Annotated in this window: 17 protein-coding genes, 2 tRNA genes and 1 pseudogene; 5 read left to right on the top strand and 15 right to left on the bottom strand. The window is 68.6% G+C overall.

Going from position 1 to position 19,295, the window contains the following annotated elements:
* Both rpe and AC07NS_RS06145 read right to left on the bottom strand, forming a co-directional pair.
* Positions 1–660, bottom strand: a complete 660-nt coding sequence (gene rpe, locus AC07NS_RS06150) for a ribulose-phosphate 3-epimerase (protein WP_058348977.1) — start codon at positions 658–660, stop codon at positions 1–3.
* 59 nt (positions 661–719) lie between these two features.
* Positions 720–2,003 (bottom strand): RsmB/NOP family class I SAM-dependent RNA methyltransferase, encoded by a 1,284-nt coding sequence (locus tag AC07NS_RS06145; protein ID WP_494602212.1) that lies wholly within the window; start codon positions 2,001–2,003, stop codon positions 720–722.
* Positions 2,004–2,081: 78 nt separating this feature from the next.
* On the opposite strand from AC07NS_RS06145, the gene AC07NS_RS06140 reads away from it, so the two are divergent.
* Entirely contained in the window at positions 2,082–2,318 is a 237-nt protein-coding gene (locus AC07NS_RS06140; RefSeq protein ID WP_494602210.1) for a DUF1674 domain-containing protein, read from the top strand.
* Between the two features lie 258 nt (positions 2,319–2,576).
* Here the strand turns inward: AC07NS_RS06140 and mscL are convergent.
* The 5 genes and pseudogenes from mscL to aroA form a co-directional block, all read right to left on the bottom strand.
* Positions 2,577–2,987, bottom strand: a pseudogene (gene mscL, locus AC07NS_RS06135) (large-conductance mechanosensitive channel protein MscL); the annotation flags it as partial.
* A gap of 79 nt (positions 2,988–3,066) precedes the next feature.
* Positions 3,067–3,348, bottom strand: coding sequence for an integration host factor subunit beta (locus tag AC07NS_RS06130; RefSeq protein ID WP_110120436.1), 282 nt, complete (start codon positions 3,346–3,348; stop codon positions 3,067–3,069).
* Positions 3,349–3,534: 186 nt separating this feature from the next.
* Complete coding sequence (rpsA, locus tag AC07NS_RS06125) at positions 3,535–5,244, bottom strand: 30S ribosomal protein S1 (RefSeq protein ID WP_110120435.1); 1,710 nt, start codon at positions 5,242–5,244, stop codon at positions 3,535–3,537.
* A 151-nt stretch (positions 5,245–5,395) separates the two neighbouring features.
* Complete coding sequence (cmk, locus tag AC07NS_RS06120) at positions 5,396–6,028, bottom strand: (d)CMP kinase (RefSeq protein ID WP_494602209.1); 633 nt, start codon at positions 6,026–6,028, stop codon at positions 5,396–5,398.
* A 3-nt stretch (positions 6,029–6,031) separates the two neighbouring features.
* Positions 6,032–7,360: a 3-phosphoshikimate 1-carboxyvinyltransferase gene (gene aroA, locus AC07NS_RS06115; protein ID WP_494602208.1), complete on the bottom strand. Its 1,329-nt coding sequence runs from the start codon at positions 7,358–7,360 to the stop codon at positions 6,032–6,034.
* A 117-nt stretch (positions 7,361–7,477) separates the two neighbouring features.
* Between aroA and AC07NS_RS06110 the strand changes: the two genes are divergently transcribed.
* The 3 genes from AC07NS_RS06110 to AC07NS_RS06100 all read left to right on the top strand — a co-directional run bounded on the left by AC07NS_RS06110 (position 7,478) and on the right by AC07NS_RS06100 (position 8,482).
* Entirely contained in the window at positions 7,478–7,948 is a 471-nt protein-coding gene (locus AC07NS_RS06110; protein ID WP_494602206.1) for a TIGR02300 family protein, read from the top strand.
* A gap of 211 nt (positions 7,949–8,159) precedes the next feature.
* A tRNA-Ala gene (locus AC07NS_RS06105) sits at positions 8,160–8,235 on the top strand.
* A 171-nt stretch (positions 8,236–8,406) separates the two neighbouring features.
* Positions 8,407–8,482 (top strand) — tRNA-Ala (locus tag AC07NS_RS06100).
* 217 nt (positions 8,483–8,699) lie between these two features.
* On the opposite strand, the gene AC07NS_RS06095 is transcribed toward AC07NS_RS06100, so the two are convergent.
* The 8 genes from AC07NS_RS06095 to rimP all read right to left on the bottom strand — a co-directional run bounded on the left by AC07NS_RS06095 (position 8,700) and on the right by rimP (position 18,595).
* A complete protein-coding gene (locus tag AC07NS_RS06095; RefSeq protein WP_494602205.1) occupies positions 8,700–9,932 on the bottom strand; it encodes an aminotransferase-like domain-containing protein in 1,233 nt (410 codons plus the stop codon).
* A 285-nt stretch (positions 9,933–10,217) separates the two neighbouring features.
* The gene (locus AC07NS_RS06090) at positions 10,218–10,763 is read right to left on the bottom strand and encodes a hypothetical protein (RefSeq protein WP_494602203.1); all 546 of its coding nucleotides are present in this window, start codon (positions 10,761–10,763) and stop codon (positions 10,218–10,220) included.
* Between the two features lie 14 nt (positions 10,764–10,777).
* Entirely contained in the window at positions 10,778–11,290 is a 513-nt protein-coding gene (locus AC07NS_RS06085) for a DUF2939 domain-containing protein (protein WP_494602201.1), read from the bottom strand.
* 51 nt (positions 11,291–11,341) lie between these two features.
* Complete coding sequence (locus AC07NS_RS06080) at positions 11,342–11,821, bottom strand: YcxB family protein (RefSeq protein ID WP_494602199.1); 480 nt, start codon at positions 11,819–11,821, stop codon at positions 11,342–11,344.
* Positions 11,822–11,962: 141 nt separating this feature from the next.
* Complete coding sequence (gene infB / locus AC07NS_RS06075) at positions 11,963–15,082, bottom strand: translation initiation factor IF-2 (RefSeq protein WP_494602197.1); 3,120 nt, start codon at positions 15,080–15,082, stop codon at positions 11,963–11,965.
* 205 nt (positions 15,083–15,287) lie between these two features.
* A complete protein-coding gene (locus tag AC07NS_RS06070) occupies positions 15,288–15,938 on the bottom strand; it encodes an RNA-binding protein (protein ID WP_494602195.1) in 651 nt (216 codons plus the stop codon).
* Positions 15,939–16,001: 63 nt separating this feature from the next.
* Entirely contained in the window at positions 16,002–17,687 is a 1,686-nt protein-coding gene (gene nusA / locus AC07NS_RS06065; RefSeq protein ID WP_494602194.1) for a transcription termination factor NusA, read from the bottom strand.
* Between the two features lie 2 nt (positions 17,688–17,689).
* Positions 17,690–18,595, bottom strand: coding sequence for a ribosome maturation factor RimP (gene rimP / locus AC07NS_RS06060; protein WP_494602193.1), 906 nt, complete (start codon positions 18,593–18,595; stop codon positions 17,690–17,692).
* 78 nt (positions 18,596–18,673) lie between these two features.
* Here rimP and ppa point away from each other — a divergent pair, with 78 nt between their 5' ends.
* On the top strand, positions 18,674–19,207 hold the full coding sequence (gene ppa, locus AC07NS_RS06055) for an inorganic diphosphatase (protein WP_494602192.1): 534 nt from the start codon (positions 18,674–18,676) through the stop codon (positions 19,205–19,207).
* Positions 19,208–19,295: the final 88 nt, after the last annotated feature.

Genomic DNA, 19,295 nt, shown 5'->3' with positions numbered 1-19,295 from the left:
TCAGTCCCCTTTGAGGGCGCGGATGTTGGCGGCGTAGGCGTCCGGGCCGCCCTTGAACACCGCCGAACCGGCCACCAGGGCCGTGGCGCCGGCGGCGACGCATTGGGGCGCTGTGACCGGGGTCACCCCGCCATCGACTTCCAGGATGATGTCCAGGCCCTGGGCGTCGATCAGCTTGCGCAGGGCCTCGACCTTGCGCAGCTGGCCGGGAATGAAGCTCTGGCCGCCGAAGCCGGGGTTCACCGACATGACCAGCACCAGGTCGACGTCCTCGAGGATCCATTCGACGTGGTCGAGGCTGGTCGAGGGGTTGAACACCACGCCGGCCTTGGCGCCCAGTTGGCGGATGCGCTTGAGGGAGCGGTGCAGGTGGGGGCCGGCTTCCGGATGGATGCTGATGATGTCGGCGCCGGCTTCGCGGAAGGCTTCCAGGTAGGGGTCGGCCGGGCTGATCATCAGGTGCACGTCGAACGGGATCTTGGCGTGCGGCCGGATGGCTTTGACGATGTCTGGGCCGAGCGTGATGTTCGGCACGAAGTGGCCGTCCATGACGTCGACGTGCACCCAGTCGGCGCCGGCCGCCTCGATGGCGGCGACTTCGGCGCCCAACTTTGCGAAGTCGGAAGCGAGGATCGACGGGGCGATGATCGGCGCGGTCATGGTGTTCCTGGCTTACCGGGCAAAGGCTCGCGCTACAAGCGAGCGGTTGAGTTGCAGCCTTATGCGGCCTTGACGAAACGGGCGGCGAAGAAGCCGTCCTGACCGCCTTCGCGGTGATGCGGCAGCAGGCGCAGGGTCCCGCGCGGCGTCAGGCTGGCTTCGGGCGCCCCGCCCTCGCCGGCGGCGATCGGGGCCAGCGAGAATTCCGGATGGCGGGCCAGGAAAGCCTCGACCTGGGCCTCGCCCTCTTCCGGCTCCAGCGAGCAGACGCAGTAGACCAGGCGGCCGCCGGGGGCGGTGCGCTTGGCCGCGCTGTCGAGCAGGGCCGACTGCACGGTCGCCAGGCTGGCGATGTCGCCCGGGCGGGCGGCCCACAGCACGTCGGGATGGCGGCGGAAGGTGCCCGTGGCCGAGCACGGCGCGTCCAGCAGCACGGCGTCGAAGACGCGCTCGTCGGCCCAGGTCGCGGCGTCGGCGGCCACCACCTCGGCCTGGAGGTTCATGCGGGCCAGGTTCTCGCCGACCCGCTTGAGGCGCGAGGCCGAACGGTCGACGGCCACGACCTTGGCGCCCGTGGCGGCCAGTTGCAGCGTCTTGCCGCCGGGAGCCGCGCAGAGGTCGACGGCGGTCTCGCCGGGCTTGACGTCCAGCAGGCGGGCGGGAACGGCGGCGGCGGCGTCCTGCACCCACCAGCTGCCGTCCTCGAAGGCGGGCCAGGCGGCGACGTCGCCGCGACGGCGGGTGCGCAGGGTGTCGCCCGGCAGCACCTCGGCCTCCAGGGCCTCGGCCAGGGCCGCCACGTCGGTTCCGGGCTTGAGGGAGAGATCGGTGGCCGGCTCCTCGGCCACCACGGCGGCCAGGGCGCGGGCGTCGTCCTGGCCCCAGGCGCCGACCCAGCGGGCGAACAGCCACGGCGGCGTCAGGTCGGACGGATCGTCGGACGGCGCGCCGTCGCGCAGCAGGCCGCGCAGCACGGCGTTGACCAGGCCCTTGAACGGGCGGCTGGCCTTGTTGGCGCCGGCCAGCTCGACACTCGTCGCGACGGCGGCGAAGGCCGGCACCTCGAGATAGAAGGCCTGGGTGGCGCCCAGGCGCAGCAGGTTGCGCACGCGGGGCGGCGGCTCCTTGCTGAGCTTGGCGGCGAGGGCCCGGTCGACGGGTCCCAGACGGCGCAGCGCGGCCATGGCCAGAGCGCGCGCGAAAGCGCGCTCTCGCGGCTCCAAGGCGCGGAAAGCGTTGGTCGTCGCGGCCTCGTCGAGGCCGCCGCGGCGCGAAAGGGCCGCGTCGAGTAGGGCGAGGGCCGCTTCCCGAGCGGGAAGGCCGTCGTTCAATTCCTGAGTCACCGCCCCGCCGTGCCCCGCAATGAGCGCGAGCGCAAGCCCCTTGGGTGATAGATCGAGGGTCTCGTGCTATGAAAGCGCATGTCCGACGATCTTTCTTCCCCGCTTTCCGAGGTTCAGGACCCGGAACTGGCCCGCCTGGGCGCCGCTCCCGGCAAGGACCTCAGCCCCGCCGCCCGCCGCGCCCTGGAAGAGGCCGCCGCCCGCCGCGACGCCGAGGCGGCCGCGTCGCTGCCGGCCGAACAGGGCGGCCGCGACGGCCCCGAGCCGACGCGTTTCGGTGACTGGGAGCGCAAGGGCGTGGCGGTGGATTTCTGAGACCCATCCTTCTCCCCTTGCGGGAGAAGGTGGCGCGAAGCGCCGGATGAGGGGTCGCACGAACGAAAAACGCCGCGACAGCGGATCGGCTGTCGCGGCGTCCAATGTCTGAGAGACCCCTCACCCGACCTGCTTCGCAGGCCACCCTCTCCCGCAAGGGGAGAGGGATCAGGCCTTAGGCTTGCGCGGAGCGGCCGGCTTCTTGGCGGCCGGCGCGGGCTTTTCGGCGACCGCCGGGGCCACGGCTTTCACCGCCGGCTTGGCCAGCAGGTCGCGGATCTCGGTCAGCAGCTTTTCTTCCGGGGTCGGCGCGGGCGGGGCCTCCGGGGCCGGTTCGACCGCGTCGGCACGGCGGATCTGGTTGACCAGCTTGACCAGCAGGAACACCACGGCCGCGACGATGAAGAACTGGATCAGGGTGTTGATGAAGGCGCCGTACTGGATGGCGACCTTCTCGACCGCCTCGGTGGACGGATCCTCGGGGCGCAGCACCCATTCCAGCTTCGAGAAGTCGAGCCCGCCGGTCAGCAGGCCGATCGGCGGCATGATCACCTGGTCGACCAGGCTCTTGACGATGCCGTTGAAGGCCGCGCCGATGATCACGCCGACGGCCAGGTCGATGACGTTGCCGCGGGCGATGAACTCGCGGAATTCCTTGACGATGCTCATGCGAAAAACCCTCTCGGCACATCCAACGCCGAGAGGCTGAAGCGGTTCGCCCGCAGGGGCAAGTGAGTCGGACTGCCGACTATTCCGCGTTCAGGCGGGCGCGCAGTTCCTTGCCGCTCTTGAAGAACGGCACGTGCTTGGCGCGGACGTCGACGGTCTCGCCGGTGCGCGGGTTGCGGCCGGCCCGGGCCGGGCGCGAACGGACCGACAGGGCCCCGAAGCCGCGCAGCTCCACGCGGCCGCCGCCTTCCAGCGCGCCGATCATGCGTTCGAGGATGACGCCCACGACGCGTTCCACATCCTTTTGCGTCAGGTGCGGGTTTTCGTTCGCGAGCCTGGCGATGAGTTCAGACTTGATCATCGATGTCCCCTGCGCCGAGGGAGCGGCGCGCCGCGACCTTTGCCCAAGCGGCATGGAATCTTCAAGGAAAAGGTTGCAACCGGTTCCCAAAGACTTCGGGGGCGCCCGGAGTAACCGCAAAAGAAAAGCGGCGGCCGGATCGCTCCGGCCGCCGCCTGTCTTCAGCTCAAGCCGTTAGGCAGGAGCTTAGTCCTTCGTGGCGCGCTCGCGCAGAGCGGCGCCCAGGATGTCGCCCAGCGAAGCGCCGGAGTCCGACGAGCCGAACTGCTCGATGGCTTCCTTTTCTTCGGCCATTTCCAGCGACTTGATCGACAGCGAGACGCGGCGCGCGGCCTTGTCCACGTTGGTGATCTGAGCGTCGACGCGGTCGCCCACGGCGAAGCGCTCGGGGCGCTGTTCCTGACGATCGCGCGACAGGTCCGACTTGCGGATGAAGGCGGTCATCGGGGCGTCGTCTTCACCGAAGCGGACTTCGATGCCGCCCGAGGTCACTTCCGTGACGGTGACGGTCACGGTCTGAGCCTTGCGGAAGGTGTCGCCCGACATCGGGTCGCCGGCCAGTTGCTTGATGCCGAGCGAGATGCGTTCCTTCTCGATGTCGACGTCGAGCACCTTGGCCTTGACCAGGTCGCCCTTCTTGTAGCGGGCCATCGCTTCTTCGCCGGCGACGCTCCAGTCGATGTCCGACAGGTGCACCATGCCGTCGATGTCGTTGTCGAGGCCGATGAACAGACCGAATTCGGTCGCGTTCTTGACTTCGCCTTCGACGGTCGAGCCGATCGGGTGAGCCTCGACGAAGGCTTCCCACGGGTTGGCCAGGGCTTGCTTCAGGCCCAGCGAGACGCGGCGCTTGGACGGATCGACGTCCAGGACCACGACGTCGACTTCCTGCGAGGTCGACACGATCTTGCCGGGGTGGACGTTCTTCTTGGTCCACGACATTTCCGACACGTGCACCAGGCCTTCAACGCCGGCTTCCAGCTCCACGAAGGCGCCGTAGTCGGTGATGTTGGTGATGCGGCCGGTGAACTTGGCGCCGACCGGGTACTTGGCTTCGACGCCGTCCCACGGATCCGACTGCAGCTGCTTCATGCCGAGCGAGATGCGCTGGGTGTCCGGGTTGATCTTGACGATCTGGACCTTCACGGTGTCGCCCACGGCGAGCACCTGGCTCGGGTGGTTGACGCGCTTCCAGCTCATGTCGGTGACGTGCAGCAGGCCGTCGATGCCGCCCAGGTCGACGAACGCACCGTAGTCGGTGATGTTCTTGACGACGCCTTCGCGGATTTCACCCTCTTGCAGCTGCGACACCAGTTCGGTGCGCTGCTCGGCGCGGGCTTCTTCCAGGATGGCGCGACGCGAGACGACGATGTTGCCGCGCGGACGGTCCATCTTCAGGATGGCGAAGGGCTGTTCCTTGCCCATCAGCGGGCCGACGTCGCGGACCGGACGGATGTCGACTTGCGAGCCCGGCAGGAAGGCCGAGGCGCCGCCGAGGTCGACGGTGAAGCCGCCCTTAACGCGACCGACGATCGCGCCCATGACGGGTTCGTTCTTGGCGTAGACGCCTTCCAGGCGGGTCCAGGCTTCTTCGCGCTTGGCCTTTTCGCGGCTGATGACCGCTTCGCCCATGGCGTTCTCGAGGCGCTCGAGGAAGACTTCGACGGTGTCGCCGGTCTTGATGGTCGCCTTGCCGGCTTCGTCGACGCCGAATTCCTTCAGCTGGACGCGGCCTTCGGTCTTCAGACCGACGTCGATGATCGCGAAGTCCTTCTCGATCCCGACAACGACGCCCTTGACCACGGAGCCTTCGGCGAAGTCGCGGCCGCCCATGGAGTCGTTCAGGAGCGCTTCGAAATCGTCGCGCGTGGGGTTGAAGCTCATATCGTCAGCCATGCTGATCTTTGGTCTCTGGGTTGTGGGAAGCCCTGCGATGAGCGCCGTCGAATGACGGTTCTCGGGATTCCGGGTGAAGTGGATTTTTGATGCGATCCGGCGCTTCCAAAGCGGCGGCGAGGCGGGCGTTAGATTAGCCCTTGGAGTTTCCTCACCGGGCGCGCGCCGTCTCGACGATGCGGAGAGCCGCATCGAAGGCCTGGGATATAGTCATTTCCGACGTATCAAGCAAGGTGGCGTCCACGGCCTGGGCCATGGGCGCGTCCTTGCGGCCGCCGTCGCGCTCGTCGCGCTTGTGGATGTCGGCCAGGATCTCTTCGAACGAGACGCTTTCGCCCTGGCCGGTCAGCTGTTTCCAGCGGCGGTCGGCGCGGACCTCGGGGCTGGCCGTGACATAGAGCTTGGCCGGCGCCTCGGGGGCGATGACGGTGCCGATGTCGCGACCGTCGAGCACGGCGCCGCCGTCCTGGCCGGCGAAGGTCCGCTGCAGGTCGAACAGGGCCGAGCGCACGCCCGGATGCACGGCCACGCGGCTGGCGGCTTCGCCGGCGGCGCGGGTGCGCACCTCCGGCCGCTCCAGTTCGGAAAGATCCAGACCCCGGGCCGAGGCCTCGGCGGCCGCGGCGTCGTCCAGGTCGCCGCCGGCCTCCAGCAGCCGCACCCCGACCGCCCGGTAGAGCAGGCCGGTGTCCAGCATCGGCAGGCCGTAGTGGGCCGCCAGGCGCGAGGCGATGGTGCCCTTGCCCGAGGCGGCCGGGCCGTCGACGGCGATCACGAAGCCCATGGATCAGGCCTCGACGATCGAGCCGCCCAGGCCCGTCATCAGCGACACGAAGCCCGGGAAGCTGGTGGCGATCATGCCCGGCTCGTCGATCTCGACCGGCTCCAGGGCGGCCATGCCCAGGATCAGGTGGCTCATGGCGATGCGGTGATCGCCGTGGGTGATCACCTTGCCGCCGCCGCGCACCGGATGGTTGCCGCCGCGCGTGCCGACCACGGTCATGCCTTCCGGCTCTTCCTCGACCGTGACGCCGCAAGCCAGCAGGCCCGCCGCCGTCAGGGCGATGCGGTCGCTTTCCTTGACCCGCATCTCGCCGATGCCGCGCATGACGGTGGGACCGTCGGCGAAGGCGGCCGCGACGGCCAGGATCGGATATTCGTCGATCATCGACGGCGCGCGCTCGGGCGGCACGACCACGCCCTTGAGCTGCGAATGGCGGGCGGTGATGTCGCCGACCTCTTCGCCGCTCTCGACGCGGACGTTCGAGATCACCAGATCCGCGCCCATCTCCTGCAGGGTCGTGAAGAGGCCCGTGCGCAGCACGTTGAGCATCACGCCTTCGACGGTCACTTCCGAGCCGGGGACGATCAGGGCCGCCACCAGCGGGAAGGCGGCCGAGGACGGATCGCCCGGCACCTGCACGTGCGTGCCCTTCAGCTTCTGGCCTTCCGGCAGGCGCACGTGGCGCACACCCTTCTTGTCCTCGACGATCACCTCGGCCCCGAAGGCCCGCAGCATGCGCTCGGTGTGGTCGCGGGTGGCTTCCGGCTCGATCACCTCGACGCCGCCCTCGGCGTGCAGGCCGGCCAGCAGCACGGCCGACTTCACCTGGGCCGAGGCCATCGGCAGGGTGTAGACGAGCCCGCGCAGGCCCCCGCCCTTCAGGGTCAGAGGCAGGCGGCCCTTGTCGCGGCCCAGCCAGGTGGCGCCCATGCGGGCCAGCGGATCCAGCACCCGGCCCATCGGGCGGCCGCGCAGCGAATGGTCGCCGGTGAAGGTGGCGCACATGGGAAAGCCCGAGGCCGCGCCCATGATCAGGCGCACGCCGGTGCCGGCGTTGCCGCAGTCGATGACGTCGGAAGGCTCGGCGAAACCGCCCTTGCCCTCGACGCGCCAGCGGCCGACGCCTTCCTTTTCGATGCGCGCGCCAAAGGCCTGCATCGCCCGGGCCGTCGCCAGGACGTCGTCGCCTTCCAGCAGTCCCTCGATGGTCGTGGTGCCGCTAGCCAGGGCCCCGAGGATCATCGAACGGTGCGAAATGGACTTGTCGCCAGGCGCCCGAACCGTACCGCGAAGGGCTCCGCCGGGCGTGCTCTTCAATCCAGCCGTCGTCATGCCGAAACCGGCTCCTTGCAACATAGGTGTTTCGCGAAGGGGTTTGCTTTTGACAGCGGCCCTTCGTCATGGCAAGTCAGCCGCCGCTTTTCCCATCAGGATCAAAGGGTCGCCACCTTGGCAAATCCCGACTTGGGCGCAAAACAAATCTGCCCCAACTGCCAGTCGAAGTTCTACGACCTCAACCGCCGTCCGGCCGTCTGCCCCAAATGCGGTGAGCAGTTCGATCCGGAAGAGGCGCTGAAGTCGCGCCGCGTGCGCGCCCGCGCCATCACGCCGGACTACGACGCCGAAGACGAAAAGGAAGCCCCGGCTCCGAAGGAGCAGGACGGCTTCGAGGACGAGGTCGACGAAACCCCGGAAATCGACGAGGCGGCCGAGGCCGACGTCGTCGAGACCGATGACGAGGACGGCGATCCGACCTCGGCTCCGGCTCCGGGCGGCGACGACCTGGGCGTCGACTTCGCCGAGGACGAAGACCTCGCCGAGGACGAAGCCGACGACGTTCCGTTCCTGGAAGACGAGGACGACGATGATCTCGGCGACGAGATCGAAGGCCTCCCGGGCGAAGAAGACGACGACCGCTAAGCGGTGAATGCGCCGGGGTCGGAGCGATCCGACCCCGGGTTTTCGGGTTCTCCACAGCGTTTCGTCGCACCCCGAAAAAAAGTTCGCCGAGGGGGTTGATCCCGGAAAAACCTCGGCATAGGTTCCGCGCCTCTTCGGGGGACAGCCACTCGGAACCGTCGAAGAGACTAAGGAATTCAGACGAAAGTCTTCGGATTTTCGAAAGAGCCTTGGGGCTATAGCTCAGCTGGTAGAGCGCTTGAATGGCATTCAAGAGGTCAGCGGTTCGACTCCGCTTAGCTCCACCAAGACGGCCGCTTCCCTAAAGGGAGCGGCCGTTTCCATTTTCGGAAACGTCCGAAGACTTGCCGGAAAACTTGCGCCTCGCCTCACGGAGGGGGCTTGATCCCGGAAGGGCCTCGACATAGGTTCCGCGCCTTCCCGGGCGACCATCCGGGAGACCAAGGCTTTCTAGCCTCGGGGCTATAGCTCAGCTGGTAGAGCGCTTGAATGGCATTCAAGAGGTCAGCGGTTCGACTCCGCTTAGCTCCACCAAAACGGCCGCTTCCCTAAAGGGAGCGGCCGTTTCCATGTCTGGACATGGTCCTTCTCCCCCTGCGGGAGAAGGTGTCATCCGCAGGATGACGGATGAGGGGTCTCTCAGACTTGAGCCGCCTCACCCAGCCGATCCGCCTTCGCAGCGGACAGGATCTTCAACCCCTCATCCGACCGCCTTCGGCGGCCACCTTCTCCCGCAAGGGGAGAAGGATCGCTATTCCGCGATCAGCCCCGCCAGACGGCGCACCCCCTCCTCCATCTGCTCGGACGGCAGCAGGGAGTAGCTGAGGCGCAGGGTGTTGGCGGCGGGGGCCTCGGCGAAGAACGGAGCCCCGGGCACGAAGGCCACGCGGGCCTCGACCAGGGCGCGCTCCAGCAGCGCCTTGCCGTCGAACCCCTCGGGCAGGGTCAGCCAGACGAACATGCCGCCCTCCGGCGAGATCCAGGAGACGTCCTTGGGCATGTGGCGCTCCAGCGCCGCCAGCATGGCCCGCGCCTGACCGCCATACGCCCCGCGCAGGCGGTGAAGGTGCTGGTCGTAGCCTTCCGACACCACGCGGTGGGCGACCATCTGGTTGATGGTCGAGACGTGCAGGTCGCCGCCCTGCTTGAGCAAAACGAGCTTCTCGATCGCCGCCTTGGGGCCGCAGATCCAGCCGATGCGCAGGGCCGGCGACAGGGTCTTGGACAGGGTGCCGCAGAACAGGGTGCGGGCGGCCTCGATCGAGCCCTTGCGTGCGATGTCGAGGGCCAGGAGCGAGGGGATAGGCTCGCCGCCGAACCGCAGCTCGCGATAGGCCGCGTCCTCGATCAGAGGGAAGTCCTGGGCGTCGGCGAGGTCGAGCAGGGCCTCGCGCTCGGCCAGGGTCAGGCTGACGCCGGTGGGATTGGCGAAGTCGGGCACGAAGTAGCCGAGACGCGGCGCGCGGGCCGCAACAGCCTCCCAAGCCGCCGCATCGCCGGCCAGCGCGCCCTCGGGCAGGTCCAGATAGGCCGGCTGGTAGGCGTTGAAGGCCTGCAGGGCGCCCAGATAGGTCGGCCGGGCCACCATCACGCTCGCGCCGGGATCCAGGAACAGCTTGCCCAGCAGGTCGAGCGCCTGCTGCGAGCCGGCGGTCAGCAGCACGTTCTCGGGCTCGCACGGCATGCCGTCGCGGGTCATGCGCTCGGCGATCCAACGACGCAGCGGGCCATGGCCCTCGCTGACGGTGTACTGCAGGGCCTGGGCGGCCTGGGCGCCGTCGGCGAGGATATCGCCGTAGGCCGCCCGGATGGTTTCGGCGGGAAACAGGGCCGGGTCGGGAATGCCGCCGGCGAACGACAGGATGTCGGGCTGCTCGAGCAGCTTCAGCAGTTCGCGGATCTCGCTCGCGCGGATGCCGGCCATGCGCGCGGAAAAGCGCCCGGCCCAGTCTTGGATGGCCGCGTCTTGGGTGTCGATGGTCATGGAGGTCGTGTTCTTCGTCGAGACTGATAGGTGCGGCGGCCCTGTCGCTACCTTGAAGGGGCCGCCTGTCTTTGGAGCGCGGCGGCTGAGGCCGCCCCTCGGGCGCACGGAGGCGCCCCGCCTGATCCCTAGCGGTCAGGCGCTGCGTACGAGTCCGGTCGGTCCAAGGGAGCGGCGGCGCTGGAAGCGTCCCGGTCCGCGTTCGATCTCGATCATGGGCGCGACCCTAGCCAAACCGGACGCGGATGAAAACCCGTCCGGACGCCTCGATGATCGCAAACAGCCTTAGCGCACGCCGGTCAGGCTGTCGGTCCAGTCCTCGTTCGGATCGGGCGGGCCGCCGCTCGGCAGCCGCCATTCGCCGCGGTAGGAGAAGTCCAGCGTGCCGCACAGCCGCGCCTGGCCCGGCGCGGCGGGATCGTCGCCGAAGGCCTGGATGCGCAGGTCCTGGCGCACGGCGATGCGGCTGAAGCTCAGCCACAGGCGCTTGGAGCCCGGGCAGAAGGCGCGGACATAGACCTTGCCCTGCTCGGCCTTGCCGTCGACCTCGTAGAGGGCGGCGTTGGCGTCGACGCCGCTCATGGCGGCCAGGCCGCCCTTTCCGAGGTCCTTCTCGCCGCCCTTGCGCAGCAGGGCCTGGGCCGGCACGCCGGTGGCCAGCACCTTGACCGGCTTGGCGCCCAGCAGGCCCTGGTCGAACAGCACGGTCAGGCCCGCCCCGGTCAGCCGCTTGGCGTCGGGCGAGATCGGATCGTAGGAGAACATCCGCCGCTCGGCGGCCGCAGACGGCCCCGCCAGGGCGCTCAGGAGCGCCGTGGAGGCCAGGAGCAACGCAAACCCACGCCTCATCGCTTGGCCCGCAGGTCGACGGCCTGGGCGTCAAATCCGGACAGCCGCCAGGCTCCGCCCTCGCGGGTGAAGGTCAGCAGGCACGGCCCGTCCTTCTTGGCGGCGCAGACCCGGCCGTCGCCGGCCGGCCGCAGGGCCGAGGCGATGGCGATCCGGCCCGGGATCGGCCGATCGGGCGTGTAGCCGTAGTAGTTGGCGGCGGCGCGGAACACCTCGGGCCGGATCAGGGCCTCGCCGGCGACGTCGGCCGCAGGGCCGGCCAGGGCGATGGCGGCGGCCTGCCAGCCGCCCTTCAGGCCCGAACCGCGCGCCTCCTGCACCAGGTGCGTCTCGATCGCGCCCTTCAGGGCCTGGTAGTCGACCAGGCTGTCGAACGTCGCCCGGTCGTTGTTGCGGATCGACGTCAGCAGGGCGTGCACGTCGCCGGCCGCGTCATAGCGGTCGGCGGTGGCGCAGGCCGCCAGCGAAGCGGCGGCCGCGCTCAGGGCGATGAGGGCTCGAATACGCATGGACGAAGGGCTAGCGCCCAATTCCGGCGAATTCCAGTCCGGCGTGTATCGTCAGGCCGCGGCGACCAGGGCGGCGACCTCGCGGCTGCGGCCCTGGGCGGCGGGACCGAGGCGCTCGAAGCAGGCCGCCAGGAAAGCCTTTTCCGCGGCCTTGTCGGCGAAGAAACGCAGCGGCAGGAAGTAGGCCAGCCCCGGCCCAACGAACAGCCAGGCGTCCTTGCCGGGCGCGACCTGGGAGAGACCTTCCCACTTGAGCCGGATCTCGGACGTCGCTCCCAGGATGGTGAAGGCCTCGTCGTCGATCCGGTAGGTCGTGTGCGACTGCAACGGCACGCCCCGCGCCAGCCAGGCCTTGGGCGCCATCCGGCCGCACATCCGGACCCAGAGGAAATAGAATGGCACGGCGACTAGCAGGATTCCGGGCAGAATCCCGGCGGGGAACAGCTTCTCCATCAAGGTCGAGACGCTGAACAGGCACACAAGATAGGCCGCCAGCAGCAGCCAGGGCAGGAACCGCCTGGCGCCGAACAAGTGCCGGCGCAGCGGCCCACACGCCTTCTGGCTTTCAAAAATCCCGATATCCCCAGCGACTTCCATTCCCCGACCCCCAAACGCAAGAAAGGCGCGAACCGAGGTCCGCGCCTTTCTCTAAGCTGAGTTCCGATCGAGCGCCTAGTCGAGCTGGCGCTTGATCTCCTCGACGGTGAAGCACTCGATGGTGTCGCCGACCTTGATGTCCTGGAAGCCGGCGAACATCATGCCGCATTCCTGACCGACCGGCACCTCGTTGACCTCGTCCTTGAAGCGCTTGAGCGTCTGCAGGGTGCCGAGTTCGAGCACGACGATGTCGTTGCGGATGATCCGGACCTTGGCGCCCTTGCGGACCACGCCTTCGGTGACCTTACAGCCGGCGACCTTGCCGATCTTCGAGATGTCGAAGGCCTGAAGCACTTCGGCGTTGCCGAGGAAGGTTTCGCGCTGGATCGGGGCCAGCATGCCCGAGAGCACGCCTTTGATGTCGTCCAGCAGGTCGTAGATGATCGCGTAGTAGCGGATCTCGACCCCTTCGCGTTCGGCCAGGGCCCGCGCCTGGGCCGAGGCCCGGACGTTGAAGCCGATGACCGGCGCGCCGGCACCCTTGGCCAGCATGACGTCGCTTTCGCTGATCGCGCCGGCGCCCGACAGGATGATCCGCGCGCGGACCTCGTCGGTCGACATCTTGTCCAGCGAACCGATGATCGCTTCGGCCGAACCTTGCACGTCGGCCTTGATGATCAGCGGAAGCTCTTTCAGCTTCTTGTCCTGCAGCTTGGCCATCATGTCGGCCATCGAAGCACCGGCGCCCACCGGGGCCAGCGTCTTCTCGCGCTTCTGGCGGATGCGGTACTCGGTCAGCTCGCGGGCGCGGGCTTCGTTCTCGACCACGGCGAAGGCTTCGCCGGGCGAGGGAACGCCGTCCAGGCCCAGGATCTCGACCGGGGTGGCCGGACCGGCTTCGGTCAGCTGCTCGTTGCGCTCGTTCAGCAGGGCGCGAACCCGGCCGAACTGGCTGCCGGCGACGACGATGTCGCCGCGCTTCAGCGTACCGCGGTTGACCAGCACGGTGGAGACCGCGCCGCGACCCTTGTCCAGCTTGGCCTCGATCACAACGCCGTCGGCGGTGCGGTCGGGGTTGGCCTTCAGGTCGAGGACCTCGGCCTGCAGCAGGATGGCGTCGAGCAGGTCGTCCAGGCCCGTGCGGGCCTTGGCCGAGACTTCGATGATCTGGGTGTCGCCACCCAGGCTTTCGACGACGATCTCGTGCTGCAGCAGCTCGTTGACCACGCGGGTCGGATCCGAGCCGGGCTTGTCCATCTTGTTCACGGCCACGATGATCGGCACTTCGGCCGCCTTGGCGTGCTTGATGGCCTCGATCGTCTGCGGCATCACGCCGTCGTCGCCGGCCACCACCAGCACGACGATGTCGGTGATGTTGGCGCCGCGAGCGCGCATGGCCGAGAAGGCGGCGTGACCGGGCGTGTCGAGGAACGTCACGCGCTGGCCGTCCTTCAGGCGAACCTGATAGGCGCCGATGTGCTGGGTGATGCCGCCGTGCTCGCCGGCCGCCACGTCCGTCGAACGCAGGGCGTCCAGCAGGCTGGTCTTGCCGTGGTCGACGTGGCCCATGATGGTCACGACCGGAGGACGACCCTCCAGGTGATCGTCGTGGTCCTCGGCGCCGATGAAGCCTTCTTCGACGTCGGCTTCCGACACGCGGCGCACGGTGTGACCGAACTCGGTCGCCACCAGCTCGGCGGTGTCGTTGTCGATGACGTCGTTGATCTTCAGCATCACGCCCTGACGCATCAGGAACTTGATGATCTCGACGCCGCGCACGGCCATCCGGTTGGACAGCTCCTGCACGGTGATGACGTCGGGGATCACGACTTCGCGGGCGACGCGAGCCTGTTCCACGGCGCCGCCACGGCGCTTTTCCTTTTCGCGTTCACGGGCCCGGCGAACCGAGGCCAGCGAGCGCATGCGGTCGGCGGACTCCCCATCACCGGCCACGGCCTGGATGGTGAGGCGGCCTTCACGGCGCTGCGGAGCGCCCTTGGCGCGCGAAACGGCCTTGTTCGGCGCGTTGTTGGCCTTGCGGCGATCGTCGTCCTCGTCCGGACGGCGATCGGTCAGGCCGCCGCCGGGCCGCGGGGCCGAGCGGGTGGCGCGCTGGATTTCCGGGGTCGCCGGAGCCGAGGCGGGAACGCCGGGACGCGGGCCGCGCGGACCACCGGGGCCGCCAGGACCACGGGCGCCGCCGGGCGCCGGGCGCGGGGCCAGGGCCGAATAGCGGACGGTCTGCTGCGGACGGTCGCCTTGCGGACGATCACCCTGCGGGCGGTCGCCGCCCGAGCGGTAACCACCGCCGCCAGCGCCGCCTTCCGGACGCGGGCCACGCGGACGGTCGCCGTCCGGACGCGGAGCGCGCTGGTTGTACGGGCCGTCCTGACGGGGGGCGCGTTGATTGTAGGGGCCGTCCTGACGCGGCGCGCGCTGGTTGAACGCGCGGTCGCCCTGCGGACGATCGCCTTGAGGGCGATCCCCTTGGGGACGGTCGCCGTGCGGGCGATCGCCGCCCGGGGTCGGGCGATAGGTCGTGGTCGTCGGACGATCGTCGCGGCGCTCACGGCTGGGTTCGTAGGTGCGGGTCTGGCCAGGCGACGCGGCGGCGGGGCGAGGGCCCTCGCTGCGCGGCGCTTCGGCGCGCGGGGCGGCCGGAGCCGGGGTCGGCGCGGGCGTCGGGGCCTGAGCCACGGGAGCCGGAGCCGCCGGAGCAGCGGCCGCGGGAGCGACCGGCTTCGCAGCGGCGGCTTCGGCCGCGGCCTTCGCGGCGGCGGCCTTGGCCGCGGCTTCCCGAGCCGCGTTCGCCTCGGCGGCGGCGCGGGCCTCGGCGGCGCGGCGTTCGGAAGCCTGACGCTCCTGGTTTTCGCGAGCGGCTTCGATGGCGCGCTGACGCGCGCGCATCTCGTCCTGCGACAGACCGCCGGCCGACGAACCGCCGCCACCGCCCTGCCCTTGCGGACGCGGAGCGTCGTAGCGACGCTCGGCCTGCGACGGCGCGGCGAGGTTGCCGGCGGCGGGCGCATGCGGACGCGTGCGCTTGGTCTCGACGACCACCGTCTTCGTCCGGCCGTGGCTGAAGCTCTGCTTCACAACGCCCGCGCTCACCGAGCCCTGGCGGGGCTTCAGGGTGATGGGGGCTCGCCCACCGGGGTTGGAACCAGGCCGACCGTTATCGTTCTCGTCGCTCATGCGCTCGCTTGTACTTCCGCCGGGCGGGTTCCCGGCCCAAAAACCGATCAATCCATACGAGAAAGGGGCCTGGACGTACCTCCAGTAGGAAGCGCGTTTCCCGACCCTTCGCTCAAGAGCGCGACGCCTTAGGCGGCTTGCTCCAACATTCAGGTTCTAGACCTTTCGCGCCGCCGGATGAAGTCATCCGAGGACGCATCGAAGCCTAGGGCTCCTCGTTCTGACGCACCACCCAGTCCGGCGGTATGAGAGGACGGAAGCCTGATAACCGCTCGACATCCAAAGTCCAGCGATCCGTGCCTCGCCCCGTGAGGAGCGCCGTGTGTATCACATTCTCCCCGCCCAAGGCCAAACCCAATTCGTCGGATGTGAACATCCCGAGGATTCTGGGCGTGTTAGGCGCTTTGCGGGCGGCTGAAAACACCTTGCGGCGGCCGTCTTCGGCGCCATCGGCGGCTTCGATCAGCCAAGCGGTCTTGCCCGAGGCGAGGGCCGCCAGAACCTTTTCGTACCCGGAGATAATGCCGCCGGAGCGCCGCGCAAGACCCAGCCCGTCCAGAACCCGCTTGGCCAGCAGCCGTTCCACCTGGTCGGGCAGGTCGGCGGGCGCGGAAAGCTTGGTCTTGGCCGAGCGCGAGAAGGCGTTCTTCTTGACGGCCGCGGCGACGGACTCGCGATCGGACGCGACCCACATCCCCCGGCCCGGCAGCTTGCGGGCCACGTCGGGCACCACCACGCCGTCGGGACCGGCCACGAACCGCACCAGGCGCGCCTCGTCGACCGCCTCGCCCAGGACGACGTCCTTGCGCTGGCGGTTGGCTTCGGCGTGCGTCTTGGGGGCGGCCTGGTCGATCATGAAGTCCGTGACGGGGTCCTGAAAGGAAGCGGCCCCTCCGAAGGCCGGAGGGGCCGGGGTTTCTTACTGCTCTTCGGCGGCGTCTTCGGAGGCGGCCTCTTCGGCGGGGGCGTCTTCGCCTTCCGCCTCGATCTCGCCTTCGGCCTCAGCCTCGAGAGCCTCTTCTTCTTCGTATTCCGGCTCCGGCGGGGCCTCGACCCAGCCCATGACGATGCGGGCGCGCATGATCAGCGCTTCGGCGTCGTCGGGCGACAGGTTGAAGCTTTCGAGGATGCCCGGCTCGCGCACGCGCTCGCCGTTCTTGCTCTCGAACCAGCCGCGCATGTCGTCGGGAACGAGACCGGCGAGGTCTTCGATCGACTTCACGTCGCCTTCGCCCAGGGCCACGGCCATGGCGAGGGTCACGCCTTCGATGGTCAGCAGCTCATCCTGGACGCCCAGTTCGACGCGCTTGGCGTCAAGGGCGGCAGCTTCCTTCTCGAGGAACTCACGAGCGCGGGCCTGCAGTTCTTCGGCGGTCTCCTCGTCGAAGCCCTCGATCGAGGCGACTTCGTGCGACTCGACATAGGCCACGTCTTCCACGGCGGTGAAGCCTTCGGTGACCAGCAGCTGGGCGATGACTTCGTCGACGTCCAGGGCTTCCTGGAACAGGGCGGTGGCCTCGGCGAACTGCTTCTGACGGCGCTCGCTCTCCTGGCTTTCCGTCATGATGTCGATCTGCCAGCCGGTCAGCTGCGAGGCCAGGCGGACGTTCTGGCCGCGGCGGCCGATGGCCAGCGACAGCTGCTCGTCCGGCACCACGACTTCGACGCGCTCGTCTTCCTCGTCCATGACGACCTTGGAGACTTCGGCCGGGGCCAGGGCGTTGACGATGAAGGTGGCTTCATCTTCCGACCACTGGATGATGTCGATCTTCTCGCCCTGCAGCTCGGCGACCACCGCCTGCACGCGCGAACCGCGCATGCCGACGCAGGCGCCGACGGGGTCGATCGAGCTGTCGTTCGAGATGACGGCCATCTTGGCGCGCGAACCCGGGTCGCGGGCCACGGCGCGGATCTCGATGACGCCGTCGTAGACTTCCGGCACTTCCTGCGCGAACAGCTTGGCCATGAAGCCGCCGTGGGCGCGGCTCAGCATGATCTGCGGGCCCTTGGTCTCGCGACGGACGTCGTAGATGTAGGCGCGGATGCGGTCGCCGACGTTGAAGTTCTCGCGCGGGATCGACTGGTCGCGGCGCATGATGCCTTCGCCGCGGCCCAGGTCGACGATGACGTTGCCGTACTCGACGCGCTTGACGCTGCCGTTGACGATCTCGCCCGAGCGATCCTTGTACTCTTCGTACTGGCGCTCGCGCTCGGCTTCGCGAACCTTGTGCATGACGACCTGGCGGGCCATCTGGGTCTGCACGCGGCCGATCTCGAACGGCGGCAGGGATTCTTCGTAGACCTTGCCGATCTCGGCGTCGCGCCAGGTGCGCTTGGCCGACGAGATCTGGACCTTGCCGATTTCGCCTTCCATCTCGTGGTCGTCGGCGACGACTTCGATCACGCGCTTCTGGGTGGTCTCACCGGTGCGCGGATCGATCTTGACGCGGATGTCGTGCTCGGCGCCGTAGCGGGCGCGAGCGGCCTTCTGCAGGGCCTCCTCGATCGCCTCGATGACGACTTCCTTCTCGATGCCCTTCTCGCGGGCGACCGCGTCGGCGATCTGCAGCAGTTCAAGCCGGTTGGCGGCGATGCCGATGGCCATGGTCAGTCCTCTTCACTTTCGGACAAATCGTTGTCGTTCTCGGCGCCGACGCGGGCGGCGCGCTGGTCGGCGCCCCGCTTCATCAGCTCGTCGGTCAGGACGAGCTTCGCATCGACGATCCAGGCGAACGGGAAATAGACGGTGACGTCGTCCTCGCCCTCGATGTTGAGGCCGACCTGGTCGTCCTCGACACCGGCGAGCTCGCCCTTGAAGCGCTTGCGGCCCTCGGCCACGCGGTCGAGCTCGATGCGCACCTCGAGACCGGCGTAGGTCTCGAAGTCCTTCAGGCGGGTCAGCGGGCGGTCGACGCCCGGGCTGGAGACTTCCAGGGTGTATTCGCCGGCGATCGGGTCGGCGGCGTCCATCACCTCGGAGATGGCGCGGGACAGCTTGGCGCAGTCCTCGACGTTCATGTCGCCGCCCGTTCCATCTTCCTGGAGCGGACGTTCGGCCATGATCTGCAGGCGGCGCTGCTCGGCCCCGCCCATCAGGCGCAGGCGGACGATCTCGTAGCCGACGGTCTCGGCTATCGGATCGAGCATCTCGATCAGGTCCAGGTCTTCTCGCGTCTTGCCGCGCACGGTTCTCTTCTCAAATTCGCGGGTCGCAGGAGCGAGCCTCGAAAGGCCCAGCTGGCGAGCGACCAAAGAAAAAGCGGCAGCCTTTCGGGCCGCCGCTCGAAAGCGCCAATCAGCGCTAACGGACGATGTAGGAGCTATATAGCGCGATAGGCGAGCGGGTGGAAGCCCCCTGCGAACGGGCCCTGGCGGAGGCCGGCGCGCCTCGCCGCCACCGCTGCGCAAACCACGTCGCCGCGCTGTTCTCACGGTCACTGAACGAGCGCCAAGGCAGATCCGAGATGCTTTCTGCAGCCAAGTCGAGGCGCGAGCACGCCCCCTCTTTCGCATCGCAACACTTGTGGCCTATACAGGCGGCCGCTTGAGGCCCGCCTCCCCGCGGGAGCCTTCCCACAACGAAGAGTCACTATGGACCTCTCCAAGATCGCCGTGGGCGTGAACCCGCCCTACGACCTGAACGCCGTCATCGAGATCCCGCAGGGCGGCGAGCCGGTGAAGTACGAGATCGACAAGGAAAGCGGGGCCCTGATGGTGGACCGCTTCCTGCACACGGCGATGTTCTACCCGGCCAACTACGGCTTCATCCCGCACACCCTGGCCGACGACGGCGACCCGGCCGACATCATGGTCGTGGGCCCGACCCCGGTGGTGCCCGGCGCGATCATCCGCTGCCGCCCGATCGGCGCCCTGATGATGGTCGACGAGGCGGGGTCTGACGAAAAGATCCTGGCCGTGCCGGTCGACAAGCTGCACCCGTTCTACACGGGCGTGAACAGCTGGCGCGACCTGCCGACCATCCTGACCGAGCAGATCGCCCACTTCTTCCAGCACTACAAGGACCTGGAAAAGGGCAAGTCGACCAAGATCACCGGCTGGGCCGATCCGGAAGAGACCGCTGAACTGATCCGCGCCGCGATCAAGCGCCACGACGAGAACTACTAAGACGATGAGACGGCGCCGGGGGCTCTCCGGCGCCGTTTTCTTTTGGGGCTTCGGGCGCGGGGTGTGACCTCGGCGACCTTGCGCGAGG

Source organism: Caulobacter sp. GW821-FHT10A10, from assembly GCF_059415745.1.
Note: the sequence above shows the minus strand (reverse complement) of the source record. Positions and strands in the feature narration are given on the sequence as shown.

Excerpts from the sequence above, each read along its gene's own strand:
- cmk (WP_494602209.1), bottom strand. The coding sequence starts at position 6,028 with ATGGGCTTCGTGATCGCCGTCGACGGCCCGGCCGCCTCGGGCAAGGGC.
- rpsA (WP_110120435.1), bottom strand. The coding sequence starts at position 5,244 with ATGGCTGACGATATGAGCTTCAACCCCACGCGCGACGATTTCGAAGCG.
- rpe (WP_058348977.1), bottom strand. The coding sequence starts at position 660 with ATGACCGCGCCGATCATCGCCCCGTCGATCCTCGCTTCCGACTTCGCA.
- aroA (WP_494602208.1), bottom strand. The coding sequence starts at position 7,360 with ATGACGACGGCTGGATTGAAGAGCACGCCCGGCGGAGCCCTTCGCGGT.
- AC07NS_RS06070 (WP_494602195.1), bottom strand. The coding sequence starts at position 15,938 with ATGATCGACCAGGCCGCCCCCAAGACGCACGCCGAAGCCAACCGCCAG.
- nusA (WP_494602194.1), bottom strand. The coding sequence starts at position 17,687 with ATGGCCATCGGCATCGCCGCCAACCGGCTTGAACTGCTGCAGATCGCC.
- AC07NS_RS06140 (WP_494602210.1), top strand. The coding sequence starts at position 2,082 with ATGTCCGACGATCTTTCTTCCCCGCTTTCCGAGGTTCAGGACCCGGAA.
- rimP (WP_494602193.1), bottom strand. The coding sequence starts at position 18,595 with ATGCGAAAGAGGGGGCGTGCTCGCGCCTCGACTTGGCTGCAGAAAGCA.
- AC07NS_RS06095 (WP_494602205.1), bottom strand. The coding sequence starts at position 9,932 with ATGACCATCGACACCCAAGACGCGGCCATCCAAGACTGGGCCGGGCGC.
- ppa (WP_494602192.1), top strand. The coding sequence starts at position 18,674 with ATGGACCTCTCCAAGATCGCCGTGGGCGTGAACCCGCCCTACGACCTG.
- infB (WP_494602197.1), bottom strand. The coding sequence starts at position 15,082 with ATGAGCGACGAGAACGATAACGGTCGGCCTGGTTCCAACCCCGGTGGG.
- AC07NS_RS06130 (WP_110120436.1), bottom strand. The coding sequence starts at position 3,348 with ATGATCAAGTCTGAACTCATCGCCAGGCTCGCGAACGAAAACCCGCAC.
- AC07NS_RS06085 (WP_494602201.1), bottom strand. The coding sequence starts at position 11,290 with ATGCGTATTCGAGCCCTCATCGCCCTGAGCGCGGCCGCCGCTTCGCTG.